General features: G+C 43.4%; 24 protein-coding genes. 12 read left to right on the top strand and 12 right to left on the bottom strand.

The features are described from left to right. Positions 1-32: 32 nt before the first annotated feature. Positions 33-983: a LysR family transcriptional regulator gene (locus DXX92_RS02155; RefSeq protein ID WP_115998920.1), complete on the bottom strand. Its 951-nt coding sequence runs from the start codon at positions 981-983 to the stop codon at positions 33-35. Positions 984-1,143: 160 nt separating this feature from the next. On the opposite strand from DXX92_RS02155, the gene DXX92_RS02150 reads away from it, so the two are divergent. Then, positions 1,144-1,671, top strand: coding sequence for an NADPH-dependent FMN reductase (locus DXX92_RS02150; RefSeq protein ID WP_115998919.1), 528 nt, complete (start codon positions 1,144-1,146; stop codon positions 1,669-1,671). A 292-nt stretch (positions 1,672-1,963) separates the two neighbouring features. Next, positions 1,964-2,716 (top strand): AraC family transcriptional regulator, encoded by a 753-nt coding sequence (locus tag DXX92_RS02145; protein WP_115998918.1) that lies wholly within the window; start codon positions 1,964-1,966, stop codon positions 2,714-2,716. 23 nt (positions 2,717-2,739) lie between these two features. Here DXX92_RS02145 and DXX92_RS02140 read toward each other — a convergent pair whose 3' ends face one another. Both DXX92_RS02140 and DXX92_RS02135 read right to left on the bottom strand, forming a co-directional pair. Beyond that, entirely contained in the window at positions 2,740-3,795 is a 1,056-nt protein-coding gene (locus tag DXX92_RS02140) for a hypothetical protein (protein WP_147301915.1), read from the bottom strand. Positions 3,796-3,800: 5 nt separating this feature from the next. Continuing rightward, positions 3,801-6,218, bottom strand: a complete 2,418-nt coding sequence (locus tag DXX92_RS02135) for a pre-peptidase C-terminal domain-containing protein (RefSeq protein WP_115998916.1) — start codon at positions 6,216-6,218, stop codon at positions 3,801-3,803. Positions 6,219-6,525: 307 nt separating this feature from the next. Between DXX92_RS02135 and DXX92_RS02130 the strand changes: the two genes are divergently transcribed. Beyond that, positions 6,526-7,455 carry a DMT family transporter gene (locus DXX92_RS02130; protein ID WP_342768026.1) on the top strand — a complete coding sequence of 310 codons (930 nt, stop codon included), beginning with the start codon at positions 6,526-6,528 and terminating at the stop codon, positions 7,453-7,455. 33 nt (positions 7,456-7,488) lie between these two features. Here the strand turns inward: DXX92_RS02130 and DXX92_RS02125 are convergent, their stop codons facing one another. Beyond that, positions 7,489-8,691 carry a helix-turn-helix domain-containing protein gene (locus DXX92_RS02125; RefSeq protein ID WP_115998914.1) on the bottom strand — a complete coding sequence of 401 codons (1,203 nt, stop codon included), beginning with the start codon at positions 8,689-8,691 and terminating at the stop codon, positions 7,489-7,491. A 251-nt stretch (positions 8,692-8,942) separates the two neighbouring features. Here DXX92_RS02125 and DXX92_RS02120 point away from each other — a divergent pair, with 251 nt between their 5' ends. Next, entirely contained in the window at positions 8,943-9,692 is a 750-nt protein-coding gene (locus DXX92_RS02120) for a DUF2306 domain-containing protein (RefSeq protein ID WP_115998913.1), read from the top strand. A 5-nt stretch (positions 9,693-9,697) separates the two neighbouring features. On the opposite strand, the gene DXX92_RS02115 is transcribed toward DXX92_RS02120, so the two are convergent. Then, on the bottom strand, positions 9,698-10,582 hold the full coding sequence (locus tag DXX92_RS02115) for an SDR family NAD(P)-dependent oxidoreductase (RefSeq protein ID WP_181901671.1): 885 nt from the start codon (positions 10,580-10,582) through the stop codon (positions 9,698-9,700). A 270-nt stretch (positions 10,583-10,852) separates the two neighbouring features. Here DXX92_RS02115 and DXX92_RS02105 point away from each other — a divergent pair, with 270 nt between their 5' ends. Beyond that, complete coding sequence (locus DXX92_RS02105) at positions 10,853-12,688, top strand: RluA family pseudouridine synthase (protein WP_115998910.1); 1,836 nt, start codon at positions 10,853-10,855, stop codon at positions 12,686-12,688. Positions 12,689-12,764: 76 nt separating this feature from the next. Next, the gene (locus DXX92_RS02100; RefSeq protein WP_115998909.1) at positions 12,765-13,307 is read left to right on the top strand and encodes a hypothetical protein; all 543 of its coding nucleotides are present in this window, start codon (positions 12,765-12,767) and stop codon (positions 13,305-13,307) included. Positions 13,308-13,338: 31 nt separating this feature from the next. Here DXX92_RS02100 and DXX92_RS02095 read toward each other — a convergent pair whose 3' ends face one another. Both DXX92_RS02095 and ftrA read right to left on the bottom strand, forming a co-directional pair. Then, positions 13,339-14,328 carry a S41 family peptidase gene (locus DXX92_RS02095; protein WP_115998908.1) on the bottom strand — a complete coding sequence of 330 codons (990 nt, stop codon included), beginning with the start codon at positions 14,326-14,328 and terminating at the stop codon, positions 13,339-13,341. Positions 14,329-14,409: 81 nt separating this feature from the next. Next, the gene (ftrA, locus tag DXX92_RS02090) at positions 14,410-15,462 is read right to left on the bottom strand and encodes a transcriptional regulator FtrA (RefSeq protein ID WP_115998907.1); all 1,053 of its coding nucleotides are present in this window, start codon (positions 15,460-15,462) and stop codon (positions 14,410-14,412) included. A gap of 165 nt (positions 15,463-15,627) precedes the next feature. Between ftrA and DXX92_RS02085 the strand changes: the two genes are divergently transcribed. Next, the gene (locus tag DXX92_RS02085) at positions 15,628-16,023 is read left to right on the top strand and encodes a rhodanese-like domain-containing protein (protein ID WP_115998906.1); all 396 of its coding nucleotides are present in this window, start codon (positions 15,628-15,630) and stop codon (positions 16,021-16,023) included. Positions 16,024-16,132: 109 nt separating this feature from the next. Here the strand turns inward: DXX92_RS02085 and DXX92_RS02080 are convergent, their stop codons facing one another. Next, complete coding sequence (locus DXX92_RS02080) at positions 16,133-16,633, bottom strand: lactoylglutathione lyase family protein (protein WP_115998905.1); 501 nt, start codon at positions 16,631-16,633, stop codon at positions 16,133-16,135. A 128-nt stretch (positions 16,634-16,761) separates the two neighbouring features. On the opposite strand from DXX92_RS02080, the gene DXX92_RS02075 reads away from it, so the two are divergent. After that, on the top strand, positions 16,762-17,643 hold the full coding sequence (locus DXX92_RS02075; protein ID WP_115998904.1) for a LysR family transcriptional regulator: 882 nt from the start codon (positions 16,762-16,764) through the stop codon (positions 17,641-17,643). 30 nt (positions 17,644-17,673) lie between these two features. Here the strand turns inward: DXX92_RS02075 and DXX92_RS02070 are convergent, their stop codons facing one another. Beyond that, a complete protein-coding gene (locus DXX92_RS02070; RefSeq protein WP_281269064.1) occupies positions 17,674-18,489 on the bottom strand; it encodes a metalloregulator ArsR/SmtB family transcription factor in 816 nt (271 codons plus the stop codon). Between the two features lie 383 nt (positions 18,490-18,872). Here DXX92_RS02070 and DXX92_RS02065 point away from each other — a divergent pair, with 383 nt between their 5' ends. After that, positions 18,873-20,678, top strand: coding sequence for a lysophospholipid acyltransferase family protein (locus DXX92_RS02065; RefSeq protein ID WP_115998903.1), 1,806 nt, complete (start codon positions 18,873-18,875; stop codon positions 20,676-20,678). Between the two features lie 93 nt (positions 20,679-20,771). On the opposite strand, the gene DXX92_RS02060 is transcribed toward DXX92_RS02065, so the two are convergent. After that, positions 20,772-21,557, bottom strand: a complete 786-nt coding sequence (locus tag DXX92_RS02060) for an NRDE family protein (RefSeq protein ID WP_115998902.1) — start codon at positions 21,555-21,557, stop codon at positions 20,772-20,774. Between the two features lie 12 nt (positions 21,558-21,569). Next, positions 21,570-22,082: a DinB family protein gene (locus DXX92_RS02055; protein WP_181901524.1), complete on the bottom strand. Its 513-nt coding sequence runs from the start codon at positions 22,080-22,082 to the stop codon at positions 21,570-21,572. A gap of 329 nt (positions 22,083-22,411) precedes the next feature. Here DXX92_RS02055 and DXX92_RS02050 point away from each other — a divergent pair, with 329 nt between their 5' ends. Further along, positions 22,412-23,278 carry an alpha/beta hydrolase family protein gene (locus DXX92_RS02050; protein ID WP_115998900.1) on the top strand — a complete coding sequence of 289 codons (867 nt, stop codon included), beginning with the start codon at positions 22,412-22,414 and terminating at the stop codon, positions 23,276-23,278. 70 nt (positions 23,279-23,348) lie between these two features. Here DXX92_RS02050 and DXX92_RS02045 read toward each other — a convergent pair whose 3' ends face one another. Beyond that, positions 23,349-23,705, bottom strand: a complete 357-nt coding sequence (locus DXX92_RS02045; RefSeq protein WP_115998899.1) for a hypothetical protein — start codon at positions 23,703-23,705, stop codon at positions 23,349-23,351. Between the two features lie 302 nt (positions 23,706-24,007). On the opposite strand from DXX92_RS02045, the gene DXX92_RS02040 reads away from it, so the two are divergent. After that, a complete protein-coding gene (locus tag DXX92_RS02040; RefSeq protein WP_115998898.1) occupies positions 24,008-24,883 on the top strand; it encodes a YncE family protein in 876 nt (291 codons plus the stop codon). A gap of 83 nt (positions 24,884-24,966) precedes the next feature. Continuing rightward, positions 24,967-25,449, top strand: a complete 483-nt coding sequence (locus tag DXX92_RS02035) for a nuclear transport factor 2 family protein (RefSeq protein WP_115998897.1) — start codon at positions 24,967-24,969, stop codon at positions 25,447-25,449. Positions 25,450-25,723 lie beyond the last annotated feature (274 nt).

Raw genomic sequence — 25,723 nt, 5'->3', positions numbered from 1 at the left:
CTAAATCCGTAAAAGTAAAGACAGAGTAGTGATTAAGGCAGCGAGTGAACCGAGCTGCAATCCACCAGCATATCAATAAAAGCGCGCACTTTCGGCGACAAATGTTTGCGCGATGGATAAACCACATAAACATCAACATCAGCTTGTGGATAGTCTGGAAATAATATCGCGAGTTTGCCCTCATCTAGCGCCGATTGCATGGTAAAGGCTGGCAATCGACAGATACCATGACCATCTAGCGCCATTGCCAATTCCATGTCTGAGTTGTTGCACATCATGCTGGGGTTAACATCCACCGAGAAGGTTTGCCCCTCTTTATCTAGATACTGCCAACGGGTTGGCTGTTTTAAGTTGGAGTAGCACAGGCAACGATGATGTTTTAGTTCGTCCGGATGCTGAGGCTCGCCGCGCTGCTGCACATAGTCGTGTGAAGCAACCGTATATGCCTTACCTGACATAATTTTTCGGCAAATTAAACTGGACTCTTCCAGTTGATGGGTGGCGCGGATCACCGCATCGAAGCCATCTTGAATTACATCCACTTTGCGATCATTGAGATCGAGTAGCAGCTCTACCTGCGGATACTTGGCCATGAAGCGGGACAAAATTGGCTGCAAATAATCGTTCGACAACGCAACTGGACAGCTAATTCTTAGCGTACCGCGTGGCACCATATCATGCTGATGCATCAAGCCTAATGCTTGCTCACCATCTTGAACAAGTTGCACGCATTGTTCGTAATAGAGTTTGCCTTCCGGCGTTAGGCCTAGCGAACGCGTAGTGCGATTAATTAATCTAACCCCAAGTCGCGCCTCCAGCTTGTTAATTTCTTTACTGATATAAGAAGTCGAGTGGCCGGTTGCTTCGGCAGCAGCGGTAAAACTGCCGCTGTTAATTAATTGGGTAAATACCACCACACCATCAAATAACTTGGTATTTGCGGTGCTACTTAATGAAGAATTTGTCGCGCTATTAGAAGTCATTAGGAAATAGTTTTTAAACTTTTACGTGATTAATAATCAAATATAAACAATATAGAATGCATTTCAAGTTAGTGATTAACTCAATCGCTAACCATAAATTTACCCAGCTGCTGCTAGCGAATAGCAGCAGGTAACAGCAACAGAAAATTGAGGATTCAATATGAAAGTTTTAGCCTTTGCCGCCAGCAGCAGTACCAAGTCAATCAACAAAACCTTGGCCAACTACGCCGCATCACTAGTCACAGGCGCCGAGTTCGAGTTGCTTGATATTAATGATTACGAAATGCCGTTATTTAGCCAAGACAGAGAGGAAGAATTAGGCCAGCCACAAGCAGCAAAAGATTTCTTCGCTAAACTCGGTGAAGCAGACGCGATTATTATCTCTTTTGCAGAGCACAATGGTACTTACACCGCTGCCTATAAAAATTTATTTGACTGGACTTCACGCATAGACCAAAAAGTTTTTCAAAATAAACCTGTCGTGTATTTGGCAACGTCTCCAGGCCCTGGTGGTGCCGCCAGCGTGCTAGCAGCTGCAACCAATTCAGCACAGTACTTTGCTGCCGACGTAAAAGCATCGTTATCTATTCCAAGTTTTTACGATAACTTTGATATGGAAACGCAGAAGTTAACCAATGCTGAATTAGATGATCAGTTAAAAACTGCCGTAGCGCAGCTGACCGAATAGATTGAATGGTATAAATAACGCTGTTACTTAGCTACTCTCGAAAACAGACAGTGAAAGCAAATAGCAAAAACAGAGCCCCCTAGAAAACAGTAGTCGATTGGCTGCTGTTTTTTTGTTTTCAATAGCCTGCTTGGCTCTGGAGTTAGTGGCTTCTGTGCTGATGGTTTAGGTGCTAGTTGCCTTGGTATTAGTAGCAGTGTTCTAAGTAGAACGCGAGGTTGTCATAAAACCCGCTAATAGTTATGGTTAACGCTATCAATTAACTATTCACATTATTAGTATTCATATTAATTTGCCTTCAGACAATACAAGTCAGCTAAGCGTCAGCAGCAACCTAGGCATAGCGTTATCGATTCGCTCGTATACGCGACAGCTTAGTCAGCATCACCACAATCATCACCAGTTAGTGCTGCCGCTGCACGGCAATATTGAATTAGACATCGCAAACGACAAACAAACTATTGGGCCAAAGTGTTGTGCGATTATCTATCAAGGTGAGTTACATAGTTTTGCTGCCGATGAATGTGCTCGTTTCTTAGTTGCCGATCTCACCGACTTGCCCAGCAAATATCTGCCACAGTATCAGCACTATGTTAGTATTTCTGACGCTTTTTACGCCTTTATTCAGTATGTAGAAAAGCAGCTTGCTCAACCTGAATTTGATGCCGTATCCGATACGCTAACGCCGTTATTTTGGTCACTACTTGCTACGCAAACCAGCACACATGCAATCGATAAGCGACTTGCGCCAGTGCTTGAGACCATGGCAACACAACTTGCCAATCCACTTACCCTAAGTGACCTTGCCAAGCAAGCGCATTTAAGCTTGAGTCAATTTAAAGCAGTATTTCACCAACAACTTGGTACCAGCCCGCAACAGTATTTAACGAATCTAAGAATGGAAAAAGCAAAAGCCCTGCTCAGCTATACCGATTTACCCATCAGCCTAGTAGCAGAGCAAGTGGGTTATCAAAACGCTTCTGCGTTTAGTCGGCGCTTTAAACAAGTTTATGGCCAATCTCCTAAAGCATTTACCCAGCGATAAACTAATGGGTTAGGGTTAGAACCTTAATCAAGGTAGCTCAATAATAAATTTTTGATATCAGCACTAACAAAGCTGTGGTAGTTAACTTCTTTTTCTATGGCTCTTACAGCAGAGGGGCTTCGACGGGTAGCAATATCAAATAACCCCGCTATCTGAGCTGTGTTTGCTTTTGGTTGCCCCGCGCTCCAAGAGATCAATATCGAAACCGCCTCATATTGCCCCATATTCGCCAACGTATTGAGTGCAGCATTGGTTTTGGGCTTCGAATTCCCCACTAAGTATTGGCTAATAACAGGTACAAGCGACTCTGTCTGTATTGCTTTTAATGCATTAGTTGCAGAGTTTCCCTTGGCTGATGCCTGCTCATCTACATAGTTAAATAAAAATTTGACCTGCTCCTGTTGAGCATTTTTAGCAATTGAGCTAGCCAACTCATCTAGAAACGGACTTTTTCCATCTATCTCTTCAAAAGTTTGTTGCATAAGTGCAGTGTAATTTCCTTGGCGATTCACTTTTGTGATAGATTTTTTTGCTAAATAGATAGCGTCCGAGCCTTGCCAATTTTGCTCACGAATGATCTCAAGCATTAGCTCTGTAGAACCTGTAGACTTAACAGCAGCTAGTAAGCTTAGCCCATACTCAATAACTCTATTGCCATAAGCCGCACCTAAATCGAGTGCTTTAAGTCGCTCTACCAGATACGTTAACGCTCGCTTGCCACTCGTTTCTTTTAAATACGCAATAAGTGATGTTTCTGAAGCAATATCTACTGCTGTTCCAGAGGCAATATTGTCCAAGAGTTCTGTCAGAATGCCCAGTGCATCGTCACTGGTTAAACTCTTACCTTGTTCGCCAGTTTCTGGCTTCTTTGGGTGCTTTGTTTTCGCAAGCTTAGTTTTGGGGTTAACTGTGTTTTCTGCCACTGTACCGCCACCACTTACCGTTTTATGACCGATAATTGGAGTATCATCCGGCATAGTGATTTCTGTCACCTCAGCGCTACCGGCCTGATAAGTAAAAAACCAGGCAGCCGAGATGGCTGCCAGCAAAACAGCTAGAACAACAACTACTCTAGTCATCAAGATTAGTTCCATTCCAACGCTTGAAACAAGCCTTCAAATAACCAGTGGATATCTGACACTTGCTGTGTTTCTTCCGTATGTAAGATATTTTCAGCGGTTTGGGTTCTGGCTCGGTTTATGTCTATCCCCTCTAGCGCTAACAATAAGCTTAATTTTTGACTAAAGGCGGGGACAATGCCATCGCCAACATAAAATTCTCGACTCTGACCATTTTCAACATAACGTAATGTGTCTGGATGTGGGTGGTCGCCTATCCCAATTTGGTAACGGTACAAATCGTAGTCAAACAAGAAAACTACATCTTTTGCCAATAATCCAAATCTAGTACCCTCGTAAGCTAATTGACCAATTATCAATTCATTTAACTCAGCTAAAGTTTCATTGGAACGATTTATTGCTTCTGACTCTGGCGAAAGAAAGTGAATACTAGGTGCTTGCAGATCCAATAGATATTCACCTACTGGATATCCGAAAAACTCACGAGTGCCATCTAATAGCTCTACTAACTCCCAATTATCCTCGCATTTACTGCCATCTTGGCGATAAAGACTTTCCGGTACACAATTATCCTGCATATATTGATAAAAACGTCCCAGTGGCGAACCTTGGTGTGGCGTACCTGTAGTGGCAAAGCCCTTAACAAGGCTCTTCAAGCGGGTATCAGAATGTTGAAGATATGAGCGTGCCGCAAGGCCACCTCGGCTATGGCCAAATAAAAAGATCTCAACATCTTGTCCTAAATACTCAGTAATACGGGTAATTGCCGCTTCGACCTCAAAGCCTAACCCTTCAAAAGTAGTATAATCTCCATCGCACCCCAACACACTATTACATGTTTTACCGTCTAGGCCAGTGGCAGAATATTGAGAACCTCTATCAAGTGCTCCAAACTCTAGATTGAAACAACTAATACCATCATTGTTCGTACCAAGCACGGAAAGCGGCTCTTCATCAAACGTCAAGGTATGGCATAAACCGTTGAAAAAGCTGTCGTCATTAATCATGCCGTTCCAAGTATCAGGACCAGAAGCGAGTCCGTGTAGCAACAGCAAGGCCCTCTTATAAACAACTTCAGCTGTTGTGGCAGACAAGCTAAAGTTCGAATTAGCTCGCGCTAGTAAACCAATTTTGTAGGTGGCGGCACTTTCAGTTCTAATACTGCAGTGCTCATCTGTGCTGCTACTCATATTAGAACGACATAAGTAGTCAAATTTAGTTGGAAATTCTGATTCACCAACGTACAGATCTACATCATCGCTTAAGTTCGACAATTGAATATTGAGCATTACCTCTGCTGGCGCTTCAACAGTGAAATACTGCCACTCGTTACGCACTATACTGCCAGCTAATGTCTCATCAACAATAACGTTTCCTGGGTTTTTTAAGGTATTAAAGTCAGCCTCAAAAGGATCATTATCCTGCTCATTATTAATACCATCTCCATCAATATCAGAGTCACTATTATCTCCTATACCATCGCCATCTAAATCTTCAGATTCGCCACCATCTAACGGAAATTTATCTCTGCTATTCTCTACGTTGTCGCCATCTATATCGCTATCGCTATTGTTACCAATTCCATCACCATCTAGGTCTTGCCACTCAGAAGCTAAATAAGGGAAAGCATCTTGATCATTGGTGACATTATCGCCGTCGATATCACTATCATCTGTATCTGCAATACCATCTAGATCCGTATCACCGGCAAGTTGTTGCTTACTATCTCGAATTACGCGCGTACCATTTTCGCCGCTCGCCGCAATTTTCGCGTATGTCTTTACTAATTCAATGACCATGCTTGGGGCTACAAGCATTTCTGATAGCTCTTGTTCACTTGTCGGCATAATCGATAACCTAACTAGATCTGCCGCTGCGTTAGTCAGCCCGGTATGTTTGTTAGCAATAAAGTCTTGGTACAGGTTTTCGGCTACCATATTCAATGCAAGCCCGACTTGCGATTTGGCAGTTTCAATGCTTGCTGACTCATTTGCTTGGATATAGATGAGTGTTGTTATTGGCGTAACAACTGTTTCCCCTTTAGGTGTAGCTAGAACATAACTCTGACTAATTGTCGTGTTAAGTGACTCATCAAAAGTTCTTCCTGCTTCTGCATATGCTAGGACGCTGTGATTTTCAGGATTAATATTGCTTGGCACCTCCAGATTGGCAATTCCCCTGTCTTGCGATATCGCGCTCGGCTCATCGTCATCTTTGACACCGTTGCCATTAACATCTAACCAAACCGTTGCAAATTTAAGATAGCCATCTATAACCGTGACGCTGTATGTCTTCGTGCTAGGTGTTACGACCGTTTGAGTTTGCACAGACTCGCCAGACGAATCCGAACCTCCACCACAAGCCGTTAGTAAAAAGAGAGAAATAGATACAATACTAGAATGAAAATAGGTACGACCCGTCATCCTTGACCCCTACTAAAAAATTGAAAACTAATTGATATATACGATCAACCGCTATCTACCTTAAAATTTAATAGACATTCTTAAGCAATTGATTAGGCGACTAATCTTCAAGGTAAAGTCTGAACTTGTCAATATCAGGTTGGCAAATATCAACGACTAGATTTAGCAACTGCTGAAAGATTCAACACTATACAAATATGTTGACTTCACCTAACAAAATTTTAAGAAAATTAAAGCTGAATTAAAGCTAAATCAAACAATAAACCGGCTTTTGGGCACATTATATCTCGCTAAATCCAGTACACTAATGACCACTTTTATCACCTTCTCACTAAGTCACATACACCTTATGGCAAGTATTTTAGGCTCCCTAGCACTGTTCATGTGGTCATCTTTAGCATTACTGGCGGCTAAAACTACCAATATTCCCGCCTTTTTTATTTTAAGTTGTGCTTTCTTTGTTTCATTTGGTCTGTCGCTACTATGGCGCTATCAACAAGAAAAACATTGGTTTGCCAGCCCCAAGTTAACCGTTAAGCAATGGCTGTTCGGCATAGTAGGTTTGTTTGGCTATCACTTCTGCTACTTTTTCGCATTGCAGTTTGCACCTGTATTGGAAGTCACGTTAATTAACTATTTATGGCCGTTATTGCTGACATTGCTTCTAGCTCAACGTGGACAGCGACTATTTGCCTTGTCAGGCGGTATCACCGCCTTTATCGGTATTGTCGTTCTGCTGTCTGGCGGACAAGCGACATTCACACAGCAAGACCTTGTCGGCTATTTACTGGCATTAGGCGCAGCTATTATTTGGGCAAGTTATTCCGCTTATCTATCAAAAGGCAAGAGTAATACTGCAGACATTGGTTGGTTGTCACTCGCGGTTGCTCTGCTTGCAGCAATTTGTCACCTATTATTTGAGCCTGCCATCAATATCGAACAGCTCACTACAGTAAAGTGGCTCTACTTATTGCTGATTGGCTTAGGTCCGCTGGGTGGTTCGTTTTATCTATGGGAATATGGCCTTTCCAAGGGTAATCATCGCCTTTTAGCCAGCCTGAGCTTTTTTACCCCGCTTTGCGCGTCACTGCTATTAGCTATCTTTGCCATGGCTACCTGGTCAATCGAAATGGCGGCGGCACTAACGTTAATTTTACTGGGCGGCTTAATCACCCATATGCCATCTGTTCTCGATAACTATCGTCAGAGATTAAGCGTTGATAAAGTTACTAGTTAGTGGGTGTTGTTCATAAAGAAAGTTAAAGGTTAACTAATTAGCGGCTTCAACATGCACTGATTTTCGATATTGACTTGGAGTTTGCTGAGTCTCTTTTTTAAAGGCGGTATAGAAGGAGGATTTGGCATTAAAACCAACCGCCATGGCGATATCAACAACGGTATCATTGGATTGTTGTAATGTCTGCTTGGCCGCTTCTATACGATGTCGATTTACATAATCGAAAAAGTTCGCACCCAAGGATTCATTAAGGGTTTGGGAAATATAGTTAGGCGAAGTATGAATATGACTGGCCAGCTTTTGCAGGGATAACGACGAATCTAAATATAGCTGGTCTTGCTGCATCGCCTGTTCAATTTTAGTAGCAATTGTATTTGCCTGCTCACTACTTAATGCTGAACGTTGGTATTTAGTTTGCTGCTCACTGCTTGTTAATACTTGTTCAACTTCCATTTGGCTCGTGTAAAGCTCTTCAAAACCCGGCTTTTGACGCAGCCCCCACAGGGCAACACTCCACACCATCACTAAGGTGACAGCGCCGCTTATCAAGCCATCAAAGTGAAAGGAGAACAGCAGATTATCAATCAACAAGCTAATTGCTGTTAAAGCCCAAACAACGCCAATCGCCAACAATAACCAAGTTAACCAGCGTGCTTCCTTTTCTTCAGTGCTGGCAAATAAATCCTTTAGATGGCGGCGATACTGATGTAACCGACCAACAACTTGATAAACGTAATAGCCTGATTGAATTACCCAAGCAATGACCAGCAAAAAGGTCACAATTAAGGTGCCACCAACCAGCCATTGCATGGGTGTAGATAAGCTGGTAAGCAGGCTATCATCCCCCAAAACCAATAGTTGATATTGGATTTCACTGGGCATTAACAGCGCAGTCAATGCAACCACGCCAGCAATAGCAAAAGGCAGAAAATGTACCTTAGAGAGTTGTTTAAACTGCCATGGCGACTGGGCGGTAATGCCACAAACATAGCACCAAAAACTCGGGGCAATCAGCATCAGCGCGGGTAGTGATAATATTAAAAAACTGACCCGCCAAGGCGTTGCTAAACTGGCCAGCACAGGTTGACTTAATACCACGCCAACAGAGATTAAACAGACGGCTAATGGCAAATAGGCTTGCAACTTTGTTGCCCGCAACAATAATAAATGGGCGCTAAAAACAATCACCGTTAGCGTGATAAGGTTTAGAGCAAATACTCCGGATCCTGCAACCATAAACTCTACTTCTCCCTTTAAAATCAACCACTCTGACAGTCTATTCTGTTAGTGAATCGTGAGTGTCCGATCCTACTGGCTAGTACGTTTCCTTTGTCACAAGCGCAAAAAATAAGTATTTAGCCGTTCGCGCCAACCCATTCGGACGCCTAAACACGTCGTTTTCTCGATAATCAAATTCACCCTAGCGAAATATATCCGTTAGGTAAATAAACAGCCTAACCGATTCACTGATAGAAAGCGGGAAAATAATGAGACAAGCATTAACAGCAACTAGGCAAGCGAGCTGCCAGAAACCAAATAGCCGTAAATCAATCAACCAAAACCCAATCGCCCAAAAAAACAAAGCGACTATTCCATTTAATTGGCCAGTCGTAAGTACGTTAGCATTACTCACTGCCATTCCCGCGATTCCGGCGATATTTATTTTGCTCATTGTTGCTATCGCAGGTAACAATCCGGAACTTGCCGCCATGATCAACAGCGCCTATTTTGATGCACCCGCAGCAGTTTATGTTCACGGTGGATCAGGTATTTTGTTTTTCCTAACCATGCCTTGGCAATTTTCGCCAAGGTTACGCCAGCAATATGTTAGTTGGCATAAAGTCGCTGGTCGCATTGCCGTTATTGCGGGTTGTGTGATGGCGCTTTCGGGTATTTGGATGCACCAGCAACTAACACCAGACGAGCAAGGCGCACGCTACTTCATATTAATAATCATGAGCTTTGCTATCTGTTTATGTTTCTTGATGGCTGTTTGGCATATCGTTAATCGCAATATCACGCGACATCAACGTTGGATGGCGCGCGCTGTCGCGATAATTTTAGCAGCTGTCACCCCAATATTTACTGGGCTGGTGGTGATGCTAATGTTTAGTTCGTTTGACCAACTCTTCTCAACAGCCGCCTCGCTTCATCATCAATATGATCGCCTGTTAGGAATTGCGATTAACCTTGCTATCGTCGAATTTGTGTTTAGTAAGAAAGCTGCAGCTAGCTGATGTGGCTAGGCCTGCTTATTGGCTTGCTTAAGTGCTTGTTTAAGCGCTAGGTTGCGAGCTTTATACTTTGCTTTGAGTTTCGCGCCTTTGCGATACATAGCTGGTCGTAACTTAGTGCGCAGCCATGGAAACAAATACGAGATAGTCGTCAGTAAGCCGCCACTTGCGGGCAAACAGACTTCACGCTCTTTGCCTTGTGCCACGGTCAGTGCAGCGTCAGCCACTTGTCGAGCGCTGCTCATTTCCTGTGAAAAAACAATATCCTCCACTTGGTCGATATTCGACATAATAAAGCCTGTATCAATTGGCCCTGGCGACACCACGCCCACATGAATATTAAACGGCTTTAACTCGTCACCCAGTGCATAGGTAAATGAGCGTAAACCCGCTTTGGTCGCCCCATAAGCCGCTCCACCTTGCAGAGGCATACGACCAGCAAGCGAGCCGATATTGACAATCGCGCCACCACCATTGGCTTTCATATAAGGGATAACTTGCCGTGAAAACACCAGTGGTGCACGTAAGTTCACATCAACCATTTGCGCAATATCTTCCGGCGCAATACCAATGGCATCGCCACGTTGATGATAGCCCGCGTTATTGACCAGCACATCGATACGACCAAATTCTTGCATCACACTTTCTAACAAGGGTTCAAATTGGCTCAGATCATTAACATCCAATGTTTGGCTCATCACCTTCACCTGAGCACTTAATTCTTGTGTGATCTCATCCAAGGCCTGCTGACCACGGGCAATTAATACCAAATTCGCGCCTTGTGCCGCAAATACGCGCGCTGCTTCAGCACCTACGCCGGCTGATGCACCGGTGATCAGTACGGTTTTGTCTTTCATTGAATCGCTTGCTGCTGTTTCTTGTGCCTGTTGCATATCCCTTCCCATATCACTTTTCTGTTCTTTTGCCGCAGAATGTCGGCGTTATTATTCTTTTTATAGCTCTTGTTATCGCTAGTAAGCTTATCGCTGCTTGGCTTATCGCCAGTAGCATCATCAAATTCGCATAACCTTATTTCAACAACCAGCCTAGCTGCTAGAAATTTCAATTACTTTAACAAGATAGCGAATTACTGACCACTATTTAACCAGCGTTAAGCCTGCATTAAATTAAGCCGGCTGATCTCTGCGGTAGATGCAGGTAAAATGGTGCTTTGCAGTGTTATCAATGAGCGAGCATTTCCTTTGTCTGTTAAGCCTAGCTACTTTATTCCCTTTCAACCTTTGCTCGGTACGATAGCGCCGCCGAAAAAGTTCACTTATCCATTTTGCTATCAACCACATCAATTAGCGATATTAGCGGCGCAGCAACTGCAAAGCGCCCTAAGCGATACTCATCCGCTTGCCAGTGAACAAGCAGGTAAAATGTATGGAGTATTGGTGGTCAGAAATCACCAAGATCAGCTAGGTTTTCTGGCAGCCTTCTCGGGTAAAGAGCTAGTTAAGGAATCTGGTACAGAGCGAGGCATAGAAAACTCACCATCAATCAACTTTGTGCCGCCGGTTTTTGATGCCGAACGCCAAGATGAATTCTTTGTGGATAAGCAGCGGGAAGTAAACGAAATAAATGCTAAAATCGCGGCGCTTTGTGCCACCAAAGTCGTTAAGATGTTGCAGCTAACCGCAGATTCCGAACAAGCCGCCGCTGATTGGCAAATTGGCCAATTACAACAACAACACAGAGATAATCGTCAGCAACGTAAACAACAGCGCCAGCATATAGAAGCGCAACTAACGCAAGGCACATTATCGCCTGCGCAAGCTAAACAAGTGAGTATTGAGCTTTCACGCCAAAGTGTTAGTGATAAAAAAGCGCTAGCCGCGCTAAAAGCTTATTGGCAACAACGCATTGAGCTCGCCAATTCCGCTTTACAAGTAAAGCTAGACAAAATCGCCGCGTTAAAGAAAGCTCGTCGTAAGCTGTCAAACATGCTGCAAAAGCGGTTATTTAAGCAATACAAGATGCTCAACAGCAAAGGTGAGTATGCTGATCTCATCAGCTTGTTTGCTGAAACGAAATCGCCAACACCACCGGCAGGCAGCGGTGATTGTGCCGCGCCCAAATTGCTGCAATATGCCTTTGAACATCAGCTAACGCCCGTGTGTATGGCGGAGTTTTGGTGGGGCCAACAACCTAGCTCAGAAATTCGCAAACACGGCCACTACTACCCAGCATGCCAAGGTAAATGCCAACCTATTTTAACCTTTATGCTGCAAGGGCTAGCGCTAGATGATAACCCTCTACTGATCAACCCTGGTGCAGAAAAGCCGCTACCTATTGTCTATCAAGATGAACATTTGGTGGTGGTCAACAAACCTGCGGGTTTGCTATCGGTGCCAGGTGTTACCATTGCCGATTCAGTGGCAACACGTATTCAAGCGCAATTTCCCGAGGCAACTGGTGGTTTAGTCTTACATCGCTTGGATATGGCAACTTCTGGCTTACTGGTATTAGCGCTGAACGAACGAGCTCACAAGCATCTGCAAAAACAGTTTATTAATAAGGTAGTGCAAAAACAGTACGTCGCATTGCTTGAAGGGAAACTAACAAATAAAGAAGTAGCTAATGATAATTTAGCTAACAGCGAACTAAGCAAGCAACCGAGCAAGCAGCTAAGTAACCAACCAACCAAACAAGCAAGCGGTGAAATTCACTTACCACTGATTCTGGATATTGACGACAGACCGCGCCAGAAAGTCTGTTTTACTGATGGCAAACGAGCTGAAACGCTTTGGCAATTGTTGGGTTATGAAGAACATGGCACTGATACCCGCACGCGAGTAAAGCTCACCCCTGTCACTGGCCGCACGCACCAACTACGGGTGCACTGCGCACACCCAGACGGATTAAATATCCCCATTGTTGGCGATAAGCTTTACGGCACTAGCGACAAGCGTTTACACCTGCACGCCCAACACCTGAGCTTTTTACACCCGATCTCGCAGCAGCGACTGCACTTTGAGGTAGCGCCTGAGTTTTAATTTGCTTTGATCTTTCCGTGAAGCAAATTGGTATTAACAACTAACATGTCAGTTATACCGCATTAAACTTATTAGAATGAACACCGTCGATATCACCGAGATCTACCCGATTTTGCAAGACAAACACATGTACGCACAATCGGGTTTATCGCTAGTGACCATTTATGATGACAACTGGTTTGTCCGTAACGACTACGATATTTTATCGCGCGGCCAACGGGACTACCTGCAAACCTTTTTCCATCAACAAGGCTTTAAACAAAAAACGGGAAAGGTCATGGTCAATGGTGAAATTGAGGTTCACTTCCCCGATCCAAAACGAGTGTTAGCATTGTCTAGTTACTTCCCTGAAATGTTAAAACCTGATGCTAATTACTTAATTGCTGTAACCCCAACCACCTTTGCCGAAGCCCTATTTCATCAGCAAATCGCCAACCAAACCGACTCACTAGACAGCATCAAATCACTGATTGATAAATGCCCCTACAACATCGAGCTACTGCGTGATATCAGCTACCGCACCGCCATTGAGGACATTACCAAAGCCTCATTTGACGAACTTAAACGCTATCAGCAGCAAGTGATTATTAAAAAGTTTAAGCGGAAAAAGGCGCTTTAGTATTTGTTTTATATCAGCTTGTAGTGACTCATTAATTTGAAGCGTTACACCACTGCGTTGTTAAGCGCTGTGCCTCAGCCAAGCTATCTTCAATCGCGATATCAATATCCGGCGTTACTCCAATCTGCTGCCAATTTTCGCCATTGCTATCTTGGTAGTAGGCAACCGGTAGTACTATTTGCAGGCCAAGCGGTAAGTTGAAAGTTTTTAACCATGTGGCGACGCCCATAGTTGAGCGACCAATCAATGCGGTTTGTGGCCGTTGCTTTATTTGATAGGCAAAAAACTCACCACTGGCTTGCATAAAAGGCGATGTTAGCAAAACCACAGGGACTTGCTCGCTAAATCGCTGGTCACCAATTGTTTTATTGTTCGCTAAGGCTAGTTGTTCGTTTCTGCTTTCATTCACTAAGCCACCAAAGCTGTGCTCAGATGCAAAAAAGTAACTCAGCAGATATTCAGCCGTTTCAATATCGCCACCATCTAGCGTGCTAAAGTCGAGTATCAGTGCACAGCTCTTTTGCAGGGTTTGCATTGCTTTATCAATGGCTAAAGTTGCTTGAGCACCAGAATCAAAGTTATTGAGTTTAAAATAGCCAATGCCGTCTTGATTTATGTATGCCTGTTCAGCGTTAATTGTTGAATTGTCTGAAGCGAGCATTGAATGATTGGAAAGTATGCTTAAACCCTTTTGCTCATGAACACTTAATGCCACGTAACTATCATGGTTTGCAGAGGCTATTGTTTGACGCAGTAATTCAAGCAACTCCTCTCGGTTTGTCGGCGCTTGGTAAGACGCTTGCCAAGTTATCCCTTTTAGCGCCAAAGCCATTTTGTTTGCCGCTTCTTTGTCTGGATAATTCTGGGTAATTACTTGGCTTAACGCTTCAACAACAGCTTGTTGTTGAAAAGAGTTTACTTGTTGCTCAGCAGCTATTACAAAGGTCTGCCAGAACACAGCAAGTACTAACAATAGCTTCCATACTAGGTTAATCATTCGCTTAAACATCGAGCGACTCATAAAATAAATCCTTGAACGTTTAACGGTAGAGGTTGGTATCAGCCGTTTAAATTTCAAGTACTAATTCGCTAGCAGCTGCTATTAACTTATTGTTTTATCTAGCTGAATACTAAATCTTTTGCGATAGGCGCTAGGTGAAATATTAAGTCGATGGCGAAAATGATGACGCAAGGTCATGGCTGTGCCTAAACCGCTTTGCTCCGCAACAGCGTCAAGCGAAAACTGACTTTCTTCCAACAAGGTTTTTGCCAATTGAAGTCGTTGTTCAATTAACCATTCCGCGGGTGTCGTACCTGTTGCCGCTTTAAAGTGACGCAGCAAGCTGCGCTCGCTCATATGCATAAAATCAGCAAGTTCGGCATTAGTATGAGCCTTGATTAGGTTTGCCTGTAAATGGGTGAGTAAAGGCGTGATCGCTTGGCGATTGCTGCGCGCTAGCGGTTGTTCAATAAACTGCGCTTGGCTGCCTTCACGAACAGGTGGGATCACTAAACGTCTAGCAATGGTATTGGCAACCTGCTGACCATAGTCTTGCCTAACCAAGTGTAAACATAAATCTAAACCCGCCGCACTGCCCGCCGAAGTTAGCACTGAGCCGTTATCCACATAAAGCACGTCGGTATTTACGGTAATTTTGGGGTATTTTGCTCGCAAAATTTCAGCATAGCGCCAGTGAGTTGTTGCCATTTTGCCATCAAGCACACCTGCTGCCGCTAATACAAATACGCCTGAGCATATCGAAACCAAGCGAATACCAGCATTGTGGGCCTGTTGAATAATGGCAATAAGCGCTTGTGGCACAGGCTGCTCTGCGCCGCACCAGCCGGGAATAATCAGCGTATCCAACTCGTGCCACTCATCGGCTTGTAAACTAGGCTGAATTTGCGCGTGATACTGAGTATTAACACTATTACCATCAAACGAAAAAGTATCAAAACGATAACCATGGCGTAACCAGTCCTCCCCCAGCTCTGGGCGCGCTAAGCCAAAAACTTCAGCCACACAGCCAAACTCAAACAGACATAAACCATCGTAAACTAAAGCGGCGATACGTTTTTGTTGGCGCTTAGTTTTAGAGCTCGCTTTGAGCGTTTCGCCAGTATTGTGCAAATTAGTGATTTCGCAATCTTCCATTATTTTCAGCGCTCCAGATTTGACCCTCGGTTAATCGTTTCAACACTTATTAACTTTGGCGGCATTTAATCGATTATTGGCAATTACGCCAATTTTGTCGAATAAAATTTCACCATAGAATCGTCATAACAGCGCTGAAAAAATTAAAAACAATAGGAGATAGCAATGACCAACCCAGTTACCCAAATACCAGCGGCAAACAGCGAACAAGCCTTAGCACATTTTCAAGCAATGTTTAGTTTTGAAACCGATTGTTGGGATACGCATTTTGCCCTGCAACAAGCAGAGCCAGGCTTTGTGCTATTAGACGTGCGCAATGAGGCACTGTTTCAACAAGGTCATATTAAAGGCGCAGTGCATTTGCCCTATGGCAAAATTGTCGAGGGTAAAATGCAACAATGGCCGCAAGAAACCTTGTTTGTTGTCTACTGTGCCGGCCCACATTGTAATGGCGCCGCAAAAGCAGCAGTCAGACTGGCGCAGATTGGCAGATCAGTAAAACTTATGGCCGGAGGCATTACTGGCTGGCTTGATGAAGGATTTGAATTAGAAGCGGGTTAATTAAAGCGAATAAAAGCACACTCTTTTTGTGCTGAAAGAACTAGAAAAGGCCGCATATCGTAACGTGGCCTTTAACTAACTTTCGATATCGTCTTGTTTAGCGATAAATTTAATAAGCACCTGCCGAGTAAGTTAACTCATAGCTATGGCTGTAAATTTCTAAGATATTACCAAACGGATCTTCCATATAGATCATGCGGTAAGGCTTTTCACCCGGATAGTAGTAACGTGGCTCAGCCATGCGCTTTTTACCACCGGCAGCAACAATTTTTTCGACCAATTCTTCTAAATTAGGATCTTGAACACAGAAGTGGAAAACACCCGTTTTCCAGTACTCAAAGTTATTGTCAGGCGTTTCATGATTAACGAACTCAAATAACTCAACACCAATACGATCGCCAGTTGCCATATGGGCAATACGAAACTTTTTCCAATTGGCACCAAACACATCAGTACACATTTCACCAATTGGGCTGTCGTCTTCAACGATCTCCGTTGGCTCCATAATTAAGTACCAACCGAGTACTTCAGTGTAAAACTTAACAGCAGCTTCAACATCTGGCACTGAAATACCAATATGTGAAAACGTTCTTGGGTAGGCATTTGCCATGATCTTGTCCTCTGTCTAAATGAGTAGCTAGCTACTAACTGATAACAATTAACTGGTAGGAAAAAGTATAGAGGCTATAATCACAGACAAAAAATTATCATTTTTAATGATATTGAGTACATTTTGTAATGATTAATCTGAACTTGCTAAGAACGTTTTGCACGCTTGTTGAGGTTGGGCATTTTACCCAGACCGCAGAGCGTTTGTTTATGACCCAATCTGGGGTTAGCCAACAGATCAAAAAGCTGGAGCAGTCGCTAAAAGCTCAGCTGATTATTCGCGAAGGAAAAAGTTTTTACCTAACCCAAAATGGCGAGCAGCTTTATCAACAAGGGCAACAACTATTAACCGATGCGAACGCCCTATCAACGAGCTTTACTGAGGATAGCCATTACCAAGGTAAGGTCTCGATAATGTCGCCCGGCAGCTTGGGGCTAAAACTGTACCCTTACCTCTTGTCGATTCAAAAAGCACACACAGAATTAAGTATTGATTATCAGTTTTCATCAAATCGTGGCATTGAACAGGCACTGACTGAACATCAGTTAGATATTGGTTTAATGACCGCCCTGCCCATTGGCAGTGATATTATCGCGCAACCATTAACCCAAGAGCCGATTGTCTTAGTGACGCCTAGCCAATTCGAAGCTCCAGATTGGCAAGTGTTACAAACGTTAGGCTTTATTGACCACCCAGATGCTCAGCATCATGCCCAGCTATTACTGCCCGCTAACTTTGGCGAGTTTGAGCATATCAGTCAGTTTTCGATACGAGGTAAGTCTAACCAAATTAGCTTAATTTTAACGCCCGTTGCGCTGGGCTTAGGCTTTACTGTATTGCCGCTACACGCAGCATCCGCATTTAGTGAGCAGAGCGCGATCCGTATTCATCACCTTGAAAACTCTGTCTCAGAGCAGGTTTATATTTGCCACCATAGACGAGCGCAAGCGGCGAATCGCGTCGCTTTTATTAAGCGAGAGATAGACGCTTATTTAAATGCAGATAGCTAAGCAATTGAGCTGCTAAGCACTCTGGCTGGCTTAACAGCAGAAGCTCGCTTTATCTGGTCGGTTATCCATGGTGACTAAACGGGTGAGATCAGGCTTAATCAGCTCAACATTGTTTTCCAAGGTTTGGCTAACCACCTGCTTCGCCCAGAGCGGCAATTCAGGGTTGATACGATAAAACACCCATTGACCATTTTTACGTGTCGTCAACACGCCAGCTTTTTTAAGCACTGCCAAGTTACGTGAGACTTTCGGCTGGCTTTCTTCGTCTAAAGCTTCCATTAACTCGCACACGCAAATTTCACCAAAGTAGTTAGTGAGTAATAAGGTTTTTAAGCGAATATCATCGGTTAGGCATTTGTAAAAAACGATGGGTTCAAGCGTCATTTGCTGTGCTTTATCAACTTCCAGCTCACTGCCCTGCTCGCCGTTAAGCTTTAAAAACATCTCAATACGATTAGTTAATTCGGTATAGGTTGTAGTAAACGGCTCAACGCCTTGGCGCGACTTAGGATCAGGGAAGTCCCAAGCTATTTGCTCGCCATCGGTATCAAATGAGCGGCACTCCTGCATCGCCTGATCACATAAGGTGATCACATAATCAAACGCTAGCGATTCAATATCCTCGATTGACTTTGACTGCAAATTATCAGTGCTTAAGCCAAATTTAGTCAGTGTCGCCAAAGTGCGCTCGTCAACGCCGTCAGGGTGCGTACCAGCGCTGAAGACTTCAAAATAATCACCTGCTTTGGTGCGCAAAATAGCTTCCGCCATTTGCGAGCGCGCTGAATTGCCAGTGCATAAAAACAACACACGCTGCTTGGGGTTAGATGTAGTAGTTTGACTCACTTCAATTTCGCTTAGTTAACTTAACGTCCGATATATTAATTATTTCATATATAACCCCAGCTGGATATTAAAAAGCAATAGCTCAGCTGATTTAAGATCTCGATTTGATACATACCAGTTAATGCCAGCAGTTTAACCAGCTAACACTTATCCACATCAAAAAAAAATTAAATATCAATTAATATCAATCTGTTACTTAAAAAGTGACAACCCTAGTCTATTGCTTCAACATCGCTAGGCACAGTAAATAAAGGATTTATGTGGCTTTCATCAATAATAATTCTGATTAGTTTGAATAGTTTTGCTATAAACAAGGTTCTTCTGCACCATAGCAAGTTTTAATTGAAAGAGCATTGAGGCGCAACCTCACCCAAGCATTACGTATGTCAGCAAAGCACACTCTAGTAAACAACAATCTCAAACAAACAGATAGTCGCTACCATCTATCGATTCGCAATGTTATCGCCAATAAAGGCTGGCTCAAGCCAGTATATTGGTTCGCCCCTTTACTTGATCGCCTTGTTGGCCTGAAGCAGCTTGATAAGATGTATCAACGCCATGAGTTTCAAGGGCTAAACAAGGCTGAGTTTACAGAAAAGTTTATCGACACCTTTGAGCTTGAATTACAAGTGCCAGACGGTTCGCTGGAGCGACTTCCCAAAACCGGCCCTGCCATTGTTGTTGCTAACCATGCGTTTGGCGGAATTGAAGGCGTTGCTTTGGCGCACTTGTTAAATAAAGTAAGACCCGATGTGCAAATACTGGCAAACAGAGGGTTGTCGATATTTCCAGAACTCGCGCCTTATTTCATTTTTACAAATCCGCTAAAATCGAATGCAAAAGGCAATAGCCAATCACTAAAGGCCTGTTTGAAGCACCTTAAAAATGATGGCATGGTAGTGCTGTTCCCTGCTGGACGGGTAAGCTACCCGAAAGATAAGCACAGCCCAGTCAGCGATCACGAGTGGCATCGAATGGTCGCCATGTTGGCGAAAAAATGCCAGTGTCCAGTATTGCCAGTACATATCAGCGGACAAAATAGACCTATTTTTTATCGCCTTGGCTTAATATATTTTCGTTTCCGTCTGCTCATGTTGATCAGAGAAATGATCCACAGCCAAGGTAAGAAAATTCCCATTACTATCGGTAAAGCAATCAACAACATGACACATAAAGCGCTTAACAATAAATCGGATCAACACATTACTGATCTCACTCGCCTGCTAACGTACTTGCAAGATCCTGAGCTTGTTCAGCACTGGCCAGAGCGTGTTAACCCAGAAATGCAGCCTATTGCGCCAGCAATTTCACCTGATTTACTGAATGAAGAGGTTACTCAGTTACCTGAATCGCAACAATTGGCAAGCTTTAAAACTTTAAGTACTTATTATGCCAAGCGCACGCAAGTACCCAATGTTATTGAAGAAATTAGACGATTAAGAGAAGAGAACTTCCGCTTAGTCGATGAAGGCAGCGGCGCGCCGCAAGATGGTGATGACTTTGACGATAGCTATGTGCACCTGTTCATTTTTGATCACCAAACCAAGCAAGTGGTTGGTGCCTACCGTATGGGACAATCAGACAAACTGCTAGCTGAGCAAGACGCTGGCGGTATTTACCTTGCAAAAATGTTTAACTTTAATAGCGAGTTTATCAATCAGCAGTCACCTTGTTTAGAAATGGGTCGCTCATTTTTGATTGCTGAGCAGCAAAAAAGTTTTCATGGTCTGTTACTACTATTCAAAGGCATCGGTGCTTTTGCCAAACAATTTCCGCAATACCGTACGCTGTACGGCACAGTATCACTGAGCACCCAATATCAACCGCTCAGTGTCATGCTAATTGATCAGTTTTTAGTTAAGCCTGAATATCGCCAAGGAGTTGCTGCGAAAAAGCCGTTTCAGCATCAAATACCTTATGAACTTAGTCAATATTTAGCGCAATATGGTAGTGATATTGATGTATTAGATTGGCTAGTCAGCCAAATTGAACCTGATGGTAAAGGCCTGCCTGTACTGGTTAAACAATACCACCAGCTAGGTGCTAAATTTCATTGTGTTGGCATCGACCCGAACTTTGCCAACACTCCAGGCTTGTTACTTAGCGTGCACTTGCCTGATACGCCAGAAAAGCTACTTAAGCTATATCTCGGCAAAGACTACAAAGAATATTTAGATTTTCGTAAATAGATTGCCGCGAACGCCAATATAAAAGAAAGGATTATAACGGCGCGCAACCCAGTATTGCGCGCTAGTCATTAATAAAGAAATGAAAAAGCACAGTTAAGCATATTGCAACTGCGTTAGATTCTCTTGTACCAGTCTCTCTTGCTTAAGCTGCGTTAGCGCATCGCGATTGTTCAGGCTTTGACAAGGGCTACCTTGATAGTAATTGAATAACTGTTCACCCTCGCCTACTTGCACATGACTAAAACTCACCGTATGCGCGTCTTCACGGTGCATGCAAACAGAAAAAGCACTGCGCTGAGGCTGGTGACTCGCGTGATAAGCCAGAAAATCTTCTGTGTTTTGCGGCATTAGCTCGGCAAAATACAAATAACGTGCGGCGCTAACCGCACTGATATTAAAGCCAGATGAGGTTAACGGCATGGTCACAGGTAAGCGGGTTAAGTGCTGACCATCCCATTGAAGTTGCTGAATTTGCCCTTGATGCTGATTTAAATGAGCGGGAAAAAAGCACACAATAAAAGGCGCAAATCGGGTCAACGGTAAGGTTTTTACCAAGTGAGTAATATCACCGTGCTCTTCATAGGTACCATCAACATCATCATTAAGTTTGGCGATCAAACGTAAAATCACTTCGCCACGACTAATTGGGTTAGCAGGCTGATGAGTGGCTTGCGCTTGGTAATTATTCAACAAACAAAGCGTACTGCCAGCTTGAGTTAGTGCAATCCAAGTCCCACCACCTTGCGGATCGATAGGGTAAGCAGCATGTAACGACGCATTAAAAGCCACAGGCTTAGCGATAGCGCGACTGCGCTGTTCGTCACGATTAAAGAAAACTTGATAACCGCTGGGCTCAAGTTGCCAAGTTAATGTACACAACTGACTGGCACCTTATGATTGCGCGTTATTTTGCTGACGTAAGAAGGTTGCTGTTGATGGTGCAATACCAAACTGCTCTGAAGTTTCACCACCGAAACACAGATGAATAGCTTTCATGGTTGCATAGTGGTGAATCGCATGACTACAGGCAAACATGAGCTCGCGACCCAACGTGCTGGTAACCGACATCACATTGTCACTGCCAATACCGACATCAGCCTGCACTTCCACCGTTTGGGTAAAAACACTATCAGGTAACGCCAACAACCATGTTTTTAGTTGCTCAAGGCGCGCTAGCGCTTCCGCTAAGTCACGTTCAATTGGGCTATTGCGTTGACGTAGCTCATAATTGACCACAGAACTTTCAAGTGCAAATTCCAAAGCAACAAAGTGATCAATAACATGGCGGATGTGACCACCAATAGCACTTAAGAAACCATCAGGAACAGATGTGTACTGTGTTTGAGTTAAACCAGAAAGAAAGTCGATACCTTGTTGTACCGTTGCCACAAAATCGCGCTGCACTACGTCAATAACCCTATTAAATATATGTTTTTTTGTAGACCCTGCTTTACAGGAATCTCTTTCATATTAGCCAAAATATTTTGTTACCAAATGTAGTTCCATAGAGTAACAACTTTAATTTAGTTCAGTATGAAGATTATTGGTAGTGTTTTCATCATTCAATGCTCAAGAGCGTATTAGCTTGGGGGGACCTATTTGGCTGAATCACTCTCAAACTTGACTTTCTGGTACGACCAGTTAAATTCTAACTTATCCATTAAAGTTAACGAATCCAGCGCTAGCATATCTATGCGGTACAGAGCAGCTCGATAAAGCTGGCAAAAACAACAATGAATCAAACTCAGATTAACGAGCAAACCATCGTTTGCTCAGACCAAATAACATTGGCAGCAACTCTTTTTCGGCCAAGTAGCGAGCTCAAAGGAGCGGTATTAATTGGCCCAGCAACAGGTATTAAGCGACAATTCTACGCCAGCTTTGCCAGCTATCTCAGCGACAATGGCTATGGTGTATTAACCTTTGAAAACCGCGGTATAGGCGACTCAAATCAAGGTTTACTCACCGATAACACCGTCACTTTGCAGTCTTGGGGAGAAAAAGACTTAACCGCAGCTTTCGAACATCTCAAGGCACAATTTCCTGATGCTAAATACCACCTCGTTGGCCATAGCGCAGGTGGACAATTAATAGGCCTGATGCCCAACGCCCACCAACTAAGTTCAGTTTTTAACTTTGCCTGCTCGTCTGGTTGTTTGGCAAACATGAGCCTGATCAATAAGTTCAAAGCTCACTTTTTTATGAACTTCTTTATTCCTTTGAATAACTTGTTGTTTGGTCATACAAAGTCACAGCTTGTCGGCATGGGTGAGCCTTTACCTAAACAGGTAGCGAGACAATGGCGACACTGGTGTAACGGCAGTGGCTACGTCAAAATGGCGTTTGGGCGCACCGTTCACCAGCACTGGTATGATGAACTAGCCATGCCCTCGATGTGGGTAAATGCGGTGGATGATTACATTGCCATTAACGAAAACGTTGCTGACATGATCTCTGTTTTTAGCCAAATGCCAGCGCAAACACTCACGTTAGATCCTAAAGATCACGATCTTTCTGAAATTGGTCATATGAAGTTTTTCAGTCGCCAGTCACAAAAACTTTGGCCACTAGCAACTGATTGGCTCAGCAAACACGCGTAACTTTCGAACTACCATCAAATTTGAGATAGCGGCAACTAAAACCGCTACCTCGAATGGCCAGTAACAAGCACTATCGACCTCTTTTTAACGCCAAAATTTGCTTACCTGATGCATCATAAACAAACACCTTTCGCTGCTCTTTTTTAATACTTATCGCAACAAAGATGCCACGTGAAGCATCGTATATTTCCCCAAGCCACAAATTTTCTTGTTGGCTAGCCTTAGTGATCTTACGGATCACCAACTGCCCTTCATTTTGAGGATGAGTCTGGTGCGATTTAACCGTACCAATACCTTTATCGAGATCAAATTCAATGACTGCCAGTTTATCTGCATGCTGCCAAATGCCTGCGATAGAGGACGCTGAAAGTGCAGGTAATTGGAAAAGCAGTCCAACAATTAACAGCATTAGCTGGAACTTTTTCATAGGTAGAGGTCACTTTGATTAAACTAATATAAGGGTTAGGTTATCAAATAGCTGTTTAAGTTGTTACGCAATCTTCAGACAATTATCGATTAACATTTTTTACTCGCAAAAACCAAGCTCGGCGCTATGCTAGTTAAAGAACAACTACCCCAAAAAATTCAATAATAAAGGCGGAAAATAGCGTGCGTTATCTTACTTTACTCCTCAGCTCTTTATTCATTTTAATTTATTCCTCAATTGCTTTTGCAAAGTCTTCTTCTCCTACTGGCACTTTGGTCGTCGTTAACAAAAGAGGCGATGACATGAGCTTTATCGATCTGGCGAGTCGACAAATAGTCGCGGCTAGAGCCACAGGCAAAGGTCCTCATGAAGTGGCGATAACAAAAGATGGTAAATGGGCAGTAGTCACAGATTATGTCGGTGGCAATAGCTTGTCGGTGTTTGATATCGCAAACGCCCAAAAAGTCAGAACAATAGATTTAAGCGACTACCCAAGGCCGCACGGCATTTTATTTCTTGCTGATCAACGACGTGTTGCAGTATCAGCAGAAGGCGCGGATGCGGTGGTCATTGCCGATATTATTAGTGGCAAAATCACACAAGCGCTTAATACTGAGCAAAAAGGCTCGCACATGGTGGCACTAAACGGCGCAACCGATAAAGTTTATACAACCAATATGGTATCGAATACGGTTTCTGAGCTGTCTATTCCAAGCAATAAGCTGTTAAGACAAATCCCCATGCCAAAAACACCAGAAGCAATCACTATTAATGCCAGTGGCAGTGAGCTTTGGGTGGGCAGTAACCAAGACGGATTGGTTACCATCTTTGACACTAAAACAGGTAAACAAATCAAACAATGGAAAGATTACACCTTTCCTTACCGCGTTTTATTAAGCCAAGATGAGAAATATGCCGTCATCCCAGATTTTCGCCAAAACACACTCGATATTATTGAAGTTGAGAGTAAAGCACGGATTAAGCGAGTGCAGTTTCCAGAAAAAACCACACCAAACGGCGTAATTTTCGCCCCAGATCAGCGTACTTTGTTTATGTCTGCATATGACAAAAATAAAGTGTACGTAATTCAAGTGCCCAGCGGTAAGGTGTTGTTCGAATTGCCAGCGGGTGATGGCCCTGACGGTATTGGCTACTCACCATTTACGCTGAGCCGTTAACATTTAGCAAAACATTTGTGGGTAAAGACACAGCAAAAGACGCTAATCTTGAGGCAGCCTCATAACAAGACAAGGAAGCCATTATGGCTCAACAATTTACTTGGCTAGCTGGCACACTGCTAGCATTAGCTTTACTTAGTGCCTATGCGATAGCCTATCCAACAACCGGCACAGATCTATCAAACGAGCAAGCAGTTAAACGCGCCGTGCTTGATTATATTGAGTCACAGATCCAAGTTAAGCCTGAATTGATGGCGCGAGGATTAGATAAATCACTGGCAAAGCGTACCTACTGGCAGGATAAAAATAACCAAGAGAAAATCATGGAAACTAGCCGTGATTTTATGGTGGAGCTTGCCAGTTGGTATAACCAGCAAGGGGATAAGTTTTCAGCTAACCCTCGCGTCGACATTGAAATTTTCGATATTGATCAGCGTGTCGCATCGGTCAAGCTCACCGTTGACGATTGGATTGACTACATGCATTTGTACCAGAACGAACATGGGCAATGGAAGGTATTAAATGTACTGTGGCAATATCACGACACGAGTAAACATAAAAGTTAGTACTCCCACAAAAAAAGCATCCAGCAAAGGTATATATCGATGAGCTTAGCGTGATAGTGAGAATACGCTTAATCAACCTACTCTGCTAGATTTAAGCATAAAAAAGGCTTGGGCATAAAAAAAGGCTCAGCCATAAAGCTGAGCCTAAAAACGCCCCGTCGGGGTGGCTGGTGTAGACTTCCAGCACACCCGATAAGTCCATCATAACCCTTTTGATAAAACATTTTATTGACTTATATCAAATTACCTTTACAATTTTCAGAAATTACTGAAA

This window comes from Thalassotalea euphylliae, from assembly GCF_003390395.1.
GTDB lineage: Bacteria > Pseudomonadota > Gammaproteobacteria > Enterobacterales > Alteromonadaceae > Thalassotalea_F > Thalassotalea_F euphylliae_C.
Note: the sequence above shows the minus strand (reverse complement) of the source record. Positions and strands in the feature narration are given on the sequence as shown.

Bases quoted from the DNA above. Each gene is read 5' to 3' on its own strand.
- DXX92_RS02155 (WP_115998920.1), bottom strand. From the start codon at position 983: ATGACTTCTAATAGCGCGACAAATTCTTCATTAAGTAGCACCGCAAAT.
- DXX92_RS02150 (WP_115998919.1), top strand. From the start codon at position 1,144: ATGAAAGTTTTAGCCTTTGCCGCCAGCAGCAGTACCAAGTCAATCAAC.
- DXX92_RS02140 (WP_147301915.1), bottom strand. From the start codon at position 3,795: ATGACTAGAGTAGTTGTTGTTCTAGCTGTTTTGCTGGCAGCCATCTCG.
- DXX92_RS02135 (WP_115998916.1), bottom strand. From the start codon at position 6,218: ATGACGGGTCGTACCTATTTTCATTCTAGTATTGTATCTATTTCTCTC.
- DXX92_RS02130 (WP_342768026.1), top strand. From the start codon at position 6,526: ATGACCACTTTTATCACCTTCTCACTAAGTCACATACACCTTATGGCA.
- DXX92_RS02125 (WP_115998914.1), bottom strand. From the start codon at position 8,691: ATGGTTGCAGGATCCGGAGTATTTGCTCTAAACCTTATCACGCTAACG.
- DXX92_RS02120 (WP_115998913.1), top strand. From the start codon at position 8,943: ATGAGACAAGCATTAACAGCAACTAGGCAAGCGAGCTGCCAGAAACCA.
- DXX92_RS02115 (WP_181901671.1), bottom strand. From the start codon at position 10,582: ATGCAACAGGCACAAGAAACAGCAGCAAGCGATTCAATGAAAGACAAA.
- DXX92_RS02105 (WP_115998910.1), top strand. From the start codon at position 10,853: ATGGTGCTTTGCAGTGTTATCAATGAGCGAGCATTTCCTTTGTCTGTT.
- DXX92_RS02100 (WP_115998909.1), top strand. From the start codon at position 12,765: ATGAACACCGTCGATATCACCGAGATCTACCCGATTTTGCAAGACAAA.
- DXX92_RS02095 (WP_115998908.1), bottom strand. From the start codon at position 14,328: ATGAGTCGCTCGATGTTTAAGCGAATGATTAACCTAGTATGGAAGCTA.
- ftrA (WP_115998907.1), bottom strand. From the start codon at position 15,462: ATGGAAGATTGCGAAATCACTAATTTGCACAATACTGGCGAAACGCTC.
- DXX92_RS02085 (WP_115998906.1), top strand. From the start codon at position 15,628: ATGACCAACCCAGTTACCCAAATACCAGCGGCAAACAGCGAACAAGCC.
- DXX92_RS02080 (WP_115998905.1), bottom strand. From the start codon at position 16,633: ATGGCAAATGCCTACCCAAGAACGTTTTCACATATTGGTATTTCAGTG.
- DXX92_RS02075 (WP_115998904.1), top strand. From the start codon at position 16,762: ATGATTAATCTGAACTTGCTAAGAACGTTTTGCACGCTTGTTGAGGTT.
- DXX92_RS02065 (WP_115998903.1), top strand. From the start codon at position 18,873: ATGTCAGCAAAGCACACTCTAGTAAACAACAATCTCAAACAAACAGAT.
- DXX92_RS02050 (WP_115998900.1), top strand. From the start codon at position 22,412: ATGAATCAAACTCAGATTAACGAGCAAACCATCGTTTGCTCAGACCAA.
- DXX92_RS02045 (WP_115998899.1), bottom strand. From the start codon at position 23,705: ATGAAAAAGTTCCAGCTAATGCTGTTAATTGTTGGACTGCTTTTCCAA.
- DXX92_RS02040 (WP_115998898.1), top strand. From the start codon at position 24,008: ATGAGCTTTATCGATCTGGCGAGTCGACAAATAGTCGCGGCTAGAGCC.
- DXX92_RS02035 (WP_115998897.1), top strand. From the start codon at position 24,967: ATGGCTCAACAATTTACTTGGCTAGCTGGCACACTGCTAGCATTAGCT.